The following is a 10,801-nucleotide window of genomic DNA, read 5'->3' as shown; positions in this document are numbered from 1 at the left end:
GAGTGATCATCCTGCGGGTGCGCGAGCCCGACCTGCCACGGGGCTTCAAGGTTCCGGGTTATCCCGTGACGCCGGTCCTTTCGGTGTTCGCGTGCGGATACATCCTCGTCAGCTTGCACTGGTACACCTGGATCGCGTTCAGCGGCTGGCTCGCGCTCGCGCTAATCTTCTACTTCGTGTGGGGCCGCCATCACAGCGCGCTCAACAGCGAATCGCTGCAGCGGGACGCGCTGTGACCGGCGTCACGGGATAACCCGGAACCTTGAAGCCCCGTGGCAGGTCGGGCTCGCGCACCCGCAGGATGATCACTCCCACGGATACGACGACGAACGCGGTGAGCGTGCCGATGGACACCATGTCCGCCAACTTGTCCAGCGGTATGAAGGCGGCCAGCGCCGAGGCCGCGATCGCCACGATCACCGTGTTGCTCACCGGGGTCATGGTGCGTGTGTTCACCCGCGCAAATCGCGGCGGCAGCAGCCCGTCGCGGCCCATGGCGAACAGGATGCGCGTCTGCCCGTACATGGTGACCAGCGTGACAGAGAAGATCGAGATCACCGCCCCCGCAGCCAGAATGGTGCTGGCCCAGCTGCCGCGGGTGACGTTGTCGAGGATGGTGGCCAGCCCGGCCTCCTGCTGTCCGGCGAACTCCTCCCACGGTTGAGTGCCGAGCGCGGCCAGCGCGACCAACAGGTACACGCCGGTCACGGTGAGCAGCGCCGCGATCAGCGCGCGCGGCATGGTCTTCTGCGGGTTCTTCACCTCGTCGCCCGCGGTCGACACGGCGTCGAGGCCGATGTAGGAGAAGAAGATGGTGCCGGCGGCCGAGCCGATGCCCGCGGCGCCGAAGGGCGCGAAGTCGCGCAGATGCGTCGCGTCGAAGGCGGTGAACGCGACGACGACGAAGATCACCAGCACGCCCAGCTTGATCAGCACCATGATCGTGTTGACTTTCGCCGATTCGCTGGCGCCGCGGATGAGCAGCACGGCGCACATCGCGAGCAGGATGATCGCCGGCAGATTCACCAAGCCCGGTTGCGCATCCCAGGGAGCGGCGGACAACGCGTGCGGGAATTGGATTCCCAGGATATTGCTGAGCAGCTTGTTGAGGTAGCCACTCCAGTTGACCGCGACCGCGGCCGTCGACACCCCGTATTCCAGCAGCAGGCAGGCGGCCACCCCGATCGCGACGACCTCGCCGAGCGTGGTGTACGCGTAGGAGTACGACGACCCGGAAACCGGTACCGCGGAGGCCAATTCGGCGTAACAGATGGCGGCGAGCCCGGCCGCGAGCCCGGCGATGAGGAACGACAGGATCACCCCGGGGCCGGCCTCGGGAACGGCCTGAGACATGACGAAGAAGATGCCCGTCCCGACGGTCGAGCCGACCCCGAACATGGTCAGCTGGAAGGTCCCGATGCTCCGCTTGAGATGGTCCGCGGCCCCGTAGGCGACGACGTTGCCGACGACTGGACGGCGCCGGAGCATCTGCTCTTTCAGGCTGATCGACGTCGGTGGCAATTCCCCTCCTTGGCCCCTCCTTGCTCGATCAGCTGATTATGGGCCAGCCTCCCGCAACGCCATAGCGAACTGCTCAACCGCCCAGTCGATTTCTTGCGCGCTGATCACCAGTGGGGGCGCGAACCGCAGCGTCGATTCGTGGGTGTCCTTCACCAGCACACCGCGGTCGGCCAGCCGAAGGCTCATCTGCTTGCCCGTTCCGAGTGCCGGATCGATGTCGATGCCGGCCCATAGGCCCAGCCCGCGCACCGCTCGCACACCGTGGCCCTTCAATTCGCGCAGCCGCGCGTGCAGGCGCGCGCCCAGCTCCGCCGAGCGGGCCTGAAACTCTCCGCGGCCCAGCATGGCGACCACGGTGGTGCCGATCGCGGCGGCCAACGGGTTGCCGCCGAAGGTGGAGCCGTGTTCGCCGGGGTGCAGCACGCCCAGGACCTCGCTGTCGGCGACGACCGCCGACAGCGGGACCACGCCGCCGCCCAGCGCCTTGCCGAGCAGGTAGACGTCGGGCACCACGCCCCAGTGGTCGCAGGCGAAGGTGTGCCCCGTGCGCGCCAGGCCGGACTGGATCTCGTCGGCGATCATCAGCACGCGGTGCCTGCTGCACAGCGCGCGGACCGTCGGCAGGTAGTCGTCGGGCGGGACGACGATGCCCGCCTCGCCCTGGATCGGTTCGAGCAGCACCGCGACGGTGTGGTCGTCGATGGCGCGGGCCAGTGCGGCGGCGTCGCCGAAGGGTACCGAGCGGAACCCGGGGGTGAACGGTCCGAATCCCGCCCGCGCCGTCGGGTCCGAGGAGAAGCTGACGATGCTGATCGTGCGGCCGTGAAAGTTGTTGTCCGCCACGATGATGTTGGCCTGCCCGGGGGGGACGCCCTTGACGTCGGTACCCCATTTGCGGGCGATCTTGAGGCCGCTCTCCACGGCTTCGGCGCCCGAGTTCATCGGCAACACGAGGTCCTTGCCGCACAGCCGCGCGAGTGCGGCGCAGAACGGGCCGAGCGTGTCGGAGTGGAACGCGCGGCTCACCAACGTGACGGTGTCGAGCTGGGCATGGGCCGTCGCGGTGATCTCGGGGTGGCGATGGCCGAAGTTGACCGCCGAGTAGGCGGCCAGGCAGTCCAGGTATCGCCGGCCCTCGACATCGGTGATCCAGGCGCCCTCGGCGCTGGCCGCCACCACGGGCAACGGCGAATAGTTGTGCGCGGCATGGCGTTCGACCAGGCCGATCGCGGCCTGCGTTCGGGTGGACGTCCGGGCGTCGAGGATCGTCATGGAAACATCTCCAATGTGCAGCACTTGACCGAGCCGCCGCCCTTGAGGAGTTCGGACAGGTCGACGCCGACGGGCTCGAAGCCGGCGTCGCGCAGTTGCCCGGCGAAACCCGTTGCGGAAGATGGAAGGACGACGCGCAGGCCGTCGGAAACGACGTTGAGGCCCAGCACGAACGCGTCGGCGCTGCCGACCACGATCGCGTCGGGAAACAGCGCGTGCAGCCGGTCCTGCGCCGCAGTACTGAACGCCGGCGGGTAGAAGGCGACCGTGTGGTCGTCGAGTACGGCCAGCGCGGTGTCGAGGTGGTAGAAGCGCGGATCGACCAACTCCAGCGAGACCACCGGCGCCCTCAGCGCCGCAGAGACCTCCGCGTGCGCGCGCCGGTCGGTGCGAAACCCGTAGCCCGCCAAGACCGTTTCGCCGATCATCAGCAGGTCGCCCTGCCCCTCGTTGACGTGACGGGTGGACACGGGCCGGTACCCGAGCGAGGACATCCATTGGGCGTAGGCCTGCGACTCGCCGGCCCGCTCGGCGAATCGAAACCTCGCGACGATCGCGACATCGCCGGCGATGAATCCGCCGTTGGCGGCGTACACCATGTCCGGCAGCCCCGGCGCGGGCCCGATCACCTCGACCTGATGCCCCAGCCGAAGGTAGGTGGTGCGCAGGTCGTCCCATTGGGCTTGCGCGCGGCCGACGTCGACGGGTGTGGAGACGTCCATCCAGGGGTTGATCGCGTACTCGACGGCAAAAAACGCCGGGGGCGTCATCGCGTACCGGCGGGCGCGGGGGGTGCGGACCCGGCGGTCGGGTGACGAGCCCGACCCGGCCGCCACCACGTATTGTTCCGTCATAGATCAACGGTATTTCGGCATCCTGGCACAATCAAACGCTATATATTGCGTGTCTATAGGCGATTTATTGCGTTAGAGTGGCTCCGCCACAGATTCATTGCGCCCGATCGAAGGGGAGGGTGATGGAGCGCCTCGACGAGACCGACGCCCGCATCCTCGCCGAGCTGACCGAGCACGCGCGGGCCACGTTCGCCGAGATCGGCGAGAAGGTGAATCTGTCTGCCCCGGCGGTCAAGCGGCGCGTCGACCGGATGCTCGACGCCGGCGTCATCAAAGGCTTCACCACGATCGTCGACCGCAATGCGCTCGGCTGGAACACCGAAGCCTACGTGCAGGTGTTCTGCCACGGCACGATCGCGCCGGATCGGCTGCGGGCGGCCTGGGTGGACATGCCCGAGGTGGTCAGCGCCGCGACGGTGACGGGCACGTCGGACGCCATCCTGCACGTGCTGGCGCGCGACATGCGCCACCTGGAGGCCGCCCTCGAGCGGATCCGGTCGAGCGCGGACATCGAACGCAGCGAGAGCATCGTGGTGTTGTCGAACCTCATCGACCGGATGCGGACTTAGCCCGGGCGCCTCGGCGTCAAGACGCTGCCAACCAACCGCTTCAGCATCGACGGCCGCACCGCGGGTGGACGACGAGACGCGTAGGGCCACGGCATGTTTCGCTCGGGAACGGAGTCGGCCCGGACGTGTTTGAGCCGCGCCCGCAGGTGCGCGCGCAGGGCATGCAGGTCCGGATCGGCCCACCGGTTGATGGCTTCGATCGGATCGGCGGTGAGGTCGTACAGCTCCCACTGGTCGTCGAGCGGGGACGTGCGGTACGCGTCTCCCCCGAGCCCGTTGGCCGCCAAGTGCCGCACGCCCGGCTCCGTCCAGGTGCTCGGGTCGTCGAAGGTGCGCACGAGCTTCCACAGGTGGCCCGCGCCGCCGGTGGCCGTCGTCTCGTCGACGCGCACCACCAACCCCTCGAAGTTGGAGGCGGTGTGGGCCGGCACCCGGATGCGCAGCGGCGCGGGCGGATCGACGGTCCGCTTCAGCCGGCGCGCCAATCCCGATGCGCCGCTGTCCCCTTCGAGCATGTTGTCGCGGGTCATCAGGTAGACGGCGCGTGTCTCGTCCGCCGCCGCGCCGTCCACGATCGGCATGAGGTTCCGCCCGGGCAGCGGGTGCACTTCCGAGAACGACTCGGCCAGCGTGGCGGCCACCGCCGCGACGTCGACGCCCGCCGCCGCAAGCAGGGTGGGGACCAGGTCGACGTGTGAGGTCGGCGCCGTGACCCGCCGTGGCCGCGTCGACCGCTCGCCGATGCGCGCGATGACGAAGGGAACGCGGGTGGCCTCGTCGTACAGGTTGAACCACTTCTGGTGCAGGCCGCCGTGGGCGCCCAGCAGGTCGCCGTGGTCGGCCGTGCGCACCAATACCGCGTCGCCCGAACCGCCTTCGGTGACCGTCCGCCTGACGCGGTCGAGCGGGCCGTCCACCTCGGCGTGCAGCCGGTAGTACAGGTCGCGGTAGCGCTGCGCGTTGCGCTCATAGGTCCGGTCGATCGCGGGTGCGGGGCCGTAGCCGGAGTAGTAGGCCTCGCGGAACGCGATCTGCGCCGCCGGCTTGGTGGACAGGTCTTCCTGCGCGGTGGGCGCGGCGGGCACCGCGGGCGGGTCGAGCGGCGACGGCTTGACCGGGCTCCGGCGCGACCAGGCCGGGAAGAGCACGATGTCGTGGGGATTGACGAAGCTGGCGACCAGAAGGAAGGGACGCAACGCGGCGGGGTCGCCCTGGCGGCGGCGGGCGTAACGATCGGCCAGCCAGGCGACCACCCGGTCGGCGATCAGCGGGTCGCGGCGGACGCCGGCGTCGGCCAACGCCGCCCCGTGCGGCTCCGGACCGACCCAGCCGGAGAAACCGAAGGGCCCCAGCGGATCCGCCGCCAGGTAGCGCCGCACCGCGGCGGCGTCGACGGCGCCGTTCTTGTCGTTCGTGGCCAGTGGTCGGCCGGTCGCCGGGTCGGTGATATCGGCGTGCGAGATGTGCCACTTGCCGTCGTATTGGGTGTCGTATCCGGCGGCGCGGAACCAATTGCCCAGCGTGGGCACCTCGCCCTGGCGCAACCAGCGCATGCGCGAATCGCCGGCGGTCTTTCCGATGCCATCGGTCTGGGTGACGCCGTGCAGGTCGGGATAGTGCCCGGTGAAAATGGTTGGGCGGCTTGGCACGCAGGCCAGCGAGCCGGTGTAGTGCCGGGTGAAGCTGACGCCGTGGTCGTCGAACCATTTGCGGCCGGTCAGCGTCCGGTCGCGCCACGCCAGCACGTCGGGGGCCTCGTACGGCGGCACCGCGCGTTCCTCGTCGGTCATGATGACGACGACGTCGGGGCGATCAGACACCGGCATGCTCCAATCGGTTCGCCAGGCCGGCGAGCATCGCCTCCGACTGTCGCGCGAGGACGCGGCACAGGACGAGTTCGGCCAGCTGTTGCGTTGCGTGCGGGCCGATTTCGACGGTGCTGGTGAGGGTCACCAGGGTGGTCGCGGCCGACTCACCGGCGGACGATGCCAGCGTCCAGCGGTTGGACACCCTGCCCAGGCGGCGTGGAAGGCCTTCGATGTCGTAGGCGAGGGCGCGGGGCGGGCCGAATTCGGTGATGCGCTCGACGAGGGCATCGCGTTTGACCTGCACCCGGCGGGCGGTGCCGACGTCCGCGTCGGGTCCGGAGAACAAAATGCACGAGTGATCGACGTTGCCCGCCCACGAACTGATCGACCCGAAGTCTGCGAGTGTTTCCCAGACGTCGCCGATGCGTGCCGCGATCGGGCGCGTCCGGTGAATGTCGGCCACCCGCTCACGCTACGCGAGGGCCTAGGCAGTCAGGCGGAATATCGTCTCGATCGCCACCGCGGCCCCGCTGACCGCGACGGTGACGGTGAGCGTGACCCAGTCCCCCAGTTTCGGCCGCGCCGGATCGGCGGAGAGCTGGCCGATGCCGCCGCGAGCGGTGATCGCGTCGCCCATCTCGTCGGCGCGGCGCAGGGTCACCACGATGGCGGCGGCGACCAAGTCGATCGAGTTGCCCGCCGTCTGCCTGACCCGGGCCTTGCGACTCGTCGGCATGTGGTTGGGCCGCAGTCGACGAGCGGCGTAGAGCACCTGGAATTCCTCGATCAGCAACGGAAAGGCGCGCAGCGCCAGGGCCAGGGCCACCGCCCACTCGTCCACCGGAATCCGCAGCAACTTGAACGGGCGGCCCAAAATCGCCAGGGCGGGCGCGATTTCGGCGACGTTGGTCGTCCAGGACACCATCGCACCCAGCCCGAGCAGAACCACCGATAACGCGGAGATCCGCAGGAAGTTCAACGCTCCGCCGAGCCCGATGTGGGCCCCGTTGATCGTCAGCATCGGACTACCACCGGCCAGCGCGGCGGTCACGAAACCCAGTGCGAGCAGGATCCACAGCCACCGCGGAATCGACGGAAGCGCGCCCCGCGGGATGTGAGCGATCCAGACCGCCGCCAGCACCAGCGCCGCCACCGACCCGATGGTCACCCACCCCGGATACAGGGTGAGCAACACCGAAACACCGAAAACCACCAGCAGTTTGGTGCCGGCCCACAGGTTGTGGATGGGGGACCCGCCGGGCACCGGAACCAACAGCACCACCGGCCGGGAGGTGCGCCGACTCCTCCGGGGGGCCGGGGCCGAGCTTGCGGTCACGCCACACCCCCGGCCGCGGCGGTGGCCGACACCGCTTGCAGCGCGCCGTTCTGCAGATGCACGGTCCGTGTGCACACGGCTTCCAAACCGACGAAGTCGTGGGAGATGACGACGACCGTCAGGCCCCGGTGGCGGCGCAGATCCGCCAGCAGGCGCAGCAGGCCCCGCTGGCTGGCCACGTCCAACCCGGCCAGCGGCTCGTCGAGGATCAGCACCCGCGGCGAACACGCCAGCAGGCCGGCCAGGACCACCCGTCGCATCTGGCCGCCGCTGAGTTGATCGATGCGCCGCTTGCCCATCGCGGGTTCCAGCCCGACCGCGGCCAGGGCGGCGACCACCCGGCCTTCGTCATCGTCGGAAAAGCCCGCCACGGAGGCAAGTTCCAGGCCGACATGACTGCGCATCAATTGCAGCCGCGCCGTCTGAAACGACAGCGCCACCGCGCCGACGTGCTCCCGGATGGGCTCACCGTCGATCAAGCAGGCGCCGTTGGTGGGAACGGTCAGCCCGGCCATGATCCACGCCAGCGTCGACTTGCCCGAGCCGTTGCCGCCGTGAATCAAGATGCCGTCACCCTGCTCCACGACGAGGTTGATGTCGCGCAGCGCGGTCTTCGCCCACGGTGTCCCGCTGTTGTATTCGTGTCCGACGCCGATGATTTCGAGCACCGGCTTGTTCGAGCCCCACTTGACCGCGGGGACCGGGGCCGGGGGCGGGGCCGTCTCGACGACAACGGTGTTGTCCGGGGAGTCGCTGAGGTTGATCGTCCGGTCCGCCGATGCGGCCTCGTTGTCGAAATGCGTGATGTGCACCAGTGCGGTCCGGTGCCGTTGAGGGAGGCCCGACAGCACGTTCAACAAGACGTTACGGCCCTCTTGGTCGATCATGCTGGTGAATTCGTCGGCGATCAGCAGCGCCGGTTCCCGGGCCAGTGCCGCGGCGAGGGCGAGGCGCTGCAGTTCCCCGCCGGACAGGCTTCCGGTATCCCGTTCGCCGAAACCCTCGAGCCCCACTTCGCGCAACAGATGGTCGACGTCGACCGCGGTGCCCGGCGGCAGCCCCCAGACCACATCATCGGCCACCCGGGTGCCCAGCACCTGGCTCTTCGGGTGCTGCAGGACAAGCGCCGTGCCGCCGACCATGCCCAACCCCACCGCGCCGGGGCGCTGCACGCTACCCGACGTCGGTGGCCGGCCCGCCAGGATCAGCGTCAGCGTGGTCTTGCCGGACCCGTTGGCGCCGATGACGGCAACGTGTTCTCCGACTTGCAGTTCCATGCTGAGCTCGCGCAACGCGTCCTGCCGGGCGTGCGGGTAGCGGAACCGCACCTTGTCGAGCCGCACCGGCACGGGCCCGATCGGGGCGCCGGGCGGCTCGTCCGGGGCGTCCAGTTTGTGCACATCCGGAACGTTGCCCATCCGATCCAGGAGGCGGGACAGCGCCCACCAACCGATCAACGACGAGACCACGACGCCGTAGGTGACATAGCCGAGCATCAGCCACGGCCAGTACTGCAACCCGAATTCGAAGACCCGCTTGACGTCGACGCCGAGCCACCGCAGATTCACGCGGTTGAGGAACGCCACGACACCGTCCACGTTGGCGGTCATCACCTGGAAGATGAGGTGCCGCAACCGATTCAGCACCGCCAGCATGCCGACCGTGGCGACAGCGACGGCGAAGCCGGCGATCAGTGACGCGAACGTCACGGTCGGTGTGCCCCTGCCGCGGCGTTTGACGATCCCGGTCAATCCGCCGATGTAGGCGCAGTTGATGACGGTCAGGAAACTGCCCAGTCCGGAGATGAGGAAGGCGATCGTTCCGGCAGCAAACGTCGCGGCGACGAGCACCCGGAACCGGTAACGGTAGGTCAGCAGCCCCATGGGCACGGTGCCCAACAGCGCCAAACCCTGCGCGAACGGGATCACCCCGGCGACGATCGAGATCACCGCGCAGAGCGCACCCATCACGGAGGCCTGTGCCAATTCGGCCGGTCGTAACGGCCCACCCCGCTGGCGCGAACGGACGGGGCGACGGGCATTCACTTCACTGATTGTGCCAGCCCGCAGCGCCAAGTCGCTTCATACACTTCGTGACTTCCGACCCGATTCGCGCCGGCGCCTCTCGTCTCAGTTAGCAAAGCTATGGAACGATGGGCACATGGACAGAGTTGTCGATACCGCACACGTCGAGGCCCAGCAGCTGGGAGCGGATCTGCTCGCCGTGGTGGCGCGGCTCAACCGGCTGGCCACCCAGCGCATCCAGATGCCCCTGCCCGCGGCGCAGGCCAGGCTGCTCGCCACGATCGAAGCTCACGGGGAAGCCCGCATCGGTGATCTCGCGACCGTCGACCACTGCTCCCAACCGACCATGACCACCCAGGTGCGCCGGCTCGAGGAGGCCGGCCTGGTCACCCGGACCATCGACCCGGGGGATGCGCGCGCCGTCCGGATCCGCATCACCCCTCAGGGCAAACGCATGCTCAACGCGGTCCGCGCCGACCGCGCCGCCGCGATCGAACCCCAGCTCGCGTTGCTCGAACCGGGCGACCGCCAGGTGCTCACGGACGCGGTCCAGGTATTGCGCCGGCTCCTCGACAATGCGTCGCCGGCGGGGCGGCGTAACACCCTGTGAGGGCTTAACCCCGGTGAAGGGGCCGCGGCCAGCGGGTAGACACTAAGTCGAGCTGACCGGTGACGAAAGGGGGAGGGCGATGCGGACCGAGGCTTCCGCGTTCAGGGCCTCCCCGTTGACCGTGTGGGTCGGGCCCATGAGGTTCGACTTCGCCCCGGGGCGCGACGTGATCGTCGGCTACGGCCCGGGCTGCGACATCGCCCTCGAGCGCCTCGGGAATCCTGGCTCGCCGCCGCCACCGCCCGGGCCGGAGGTGGTGCTGCGGTTTGCCGGCACCCACTGGGTGGCCATCGACCTGAGCCACCACGGGATCTTCGTCGACGGCGCGCGGGCGGCGACGGTGAACATCCGCGACGGCCAGGCGATCAGCGTCGGCGACCCGCAGCGGGGCCCGCGGCTGGTCTTCCAGATCGCGCAGCCCGCCGGTCCGCCGGCCCCGGCCCAGCGCCCGGCGCCCCGTCCCCCGGCCCCCCCGCCGCCTCCTTTTCCGGCCGCGCCGCCACCGCCCCGCCCGCACGGCCCGAACCTGCGGGCTCCGACCCAGCGCGAGACCCAGCGGATGCCCGTCGTGCCGTCACCGCCGGCGCCCGAGCCCCCCGGCCACCCCGACGGTGCGGGCGTCGGCCCTGAGCGGCAAGCGGTAGGTGGCACTCGGCTCCGCCGTGCGAATCGAAGGACGCGCGACGCGCAGTTTCGAGGTGACCATCCGCTCGATCAGCCCCGGACCGCCCTTGTCCTGGGCGTCGGCCGCGGGATTGATTCCCGCCGACGGGCATGCACCGGCATTCGCACTGTTCGGCTCGGGTC

The 10,801-nt window shown here is 69.4% G+C and carries 9 protein-coding genes and 2 pseudogenes; 4 read left to right on the top strand and 7 right to left on the bottom strand.

What is annotated here, in order from left to right; all coding sequences use genetic code 11:
* Positions 1-236, top strand: a 236-nt coding sequence (locus A5692_RS28285; protein ID WP_304528603.1) for an amino acid permease C-terminal domain-containing protein, incomplete at its 5' end; no start/stop codon positions are given.
* Here A5692_RS28285 and A5692_RS13645 read toward each other — a convergent pair.
* From A5692_RS13645 to ddaH, 3 genes and pseudogenes are all read right to left on the bottom strand, one after another.
* Positions 235-1,521, bottom strand: a pseudogene (locus A5692_RS13645) (amino acid permease); the annotation flags it as partial. The gene A5692_RS28285 and the pseudogene A5692_RS13645 overlap by 2 nt on opposite strands.
* Positions 1,522-1,557: 36 nt before the next feature.
* Positions 1,558-2,793, bottom strand: coding sequence for an ornithine--oxo-acid transaminase (rocD, locus tag A5692_RS13640; protein WP_068056814.1), 1,236 nt, complete (start codon positions 2,791-2,793; stop codon positions 1,558-1,560).
* The gene (ddaH, locus tag A5692_RS13635) at positions 2,790-3,647 is read right to left on the bottom strand and encodes a dimethylargininase (RefSeq protein ID WP_068056812.1); all 858 of its coding nucleotides are present in this window, start codon (positions 3,645-3,647) and stop codon (positions 2,790-2,792) included. Before ddaH ends, rocD begins: the two co-directional genes overlap by 4 nt.
* A 122-nt stretch (positions 3,648-3,769) precedes the next feature.
* Here ddaH and A5692_RS13630 point away from each other — a divergent pair, with 122 nt between their 5' ends.
* Positions 3,770-4,216, top strand: coding sequence for an Lrp/AsnC family transcriptional regulator (locus tag A5692_RS13630; protein WP_067918302.1), 447 nt, complete (start codon positions 3,770-3,772; stop codon positions 4,214-4,216).
* Here the strand turns inward: A5692_RS13630 and A5692_RS13625 are convergent.
* From A5692_RS13625 to A5692_RS13610, 4 genes are read right to left on the bottom strand one after another with little or no spacing between them, the layout of a single operon-like run.
* Entirely contained in the window at positions 4,213-6,036 is a 1,824-nt protein-coding gene (locus A5692_RS13625; RefSeq protein ID WP_156766070.1) for a sulfatase-like hydrolase/transferase, read from the bottom strand. The two genes, A5692_RS13630 and A5692_RS13625, sit on opposite strands and share 4 nt — an antisense overlap.
* Entirely contained in the window at positions 6,029-6,487 is a 459-nt protein-coding gene (locus A5692_RS13620) for an SRPBCC family protein (protein ID WP_068056809.1), read from the bottom strand. Before A5692_RS13620 ends, A5692_RS13625 begins: the two co-directional genes overlap by 8 nt.
* Positions 6,488-6,508: 21 nt before the next feature.
* A complete protein-coding gene (locus tag A5692_RS13615) occupies positions 6,509-7,360 on the bottom strand; it encodes a CbiQ family ECF transporter T component (RefSeq protein ID WP_068056807.1) in 852 nt (283 codons plus the stop codon).
* Positions 7,357-9,327: an ABC transporter ATP-binding protein gene (locus tag A5692_RS13610; protein ID WP_156766072.1), complete on the bottom strand. Its 1,971-nt coding sequence runs from the start codon at positions 9,325-9,327 to the stop codon at positions 7,357-7,359. Before A5692_RS13610 ends, A5692_RS13615 begins: the two co-directional genes overlap by 4 nt.
* A gap of 193 nt (positions 9,328-9,520) precedes the next feature.
* On the opposite strand from A5692_RS13610, the gene A5692_RS13605 reads away from it, so the two are divergent.
* Together A5692_RS13605 and A5692_RS13600 are read left to right on the top strand one after the other, a co-directional pair.
* Positions 9,521-9,994 (top strand): MarR family winged helix-turn-helix transcriptional regulator, encoded by a 474-nt coding sequence (locus A5692_RS13605; protein WP_068056799.1) that lies wholly within the window; start codon positions 9,521-9,523, stop codon positions 9,992-9,994.
* A 79-nt stretch (positions 9,995-10,073) separates the two neighbouring features.
* Positions 10,074-10,801, top strand: a pseudogene (locus A5692_RS13600) (ABC transporter); the annotation flags it as partial.

The organism is Mycobacterium sp. E342, from assembly GCF_001667665.1.
Taxonomy (GTDB): domain Bacteria; phylum Actinomycetota; class Actinomycetes; order Mycobacteriales; family Mycobacteriaceae; genus Mycobacterium.
Note: the sequence above shows the minus strand (reverse complement) of the source record. Positions and strands in the feature narration are given on the sequence as shown.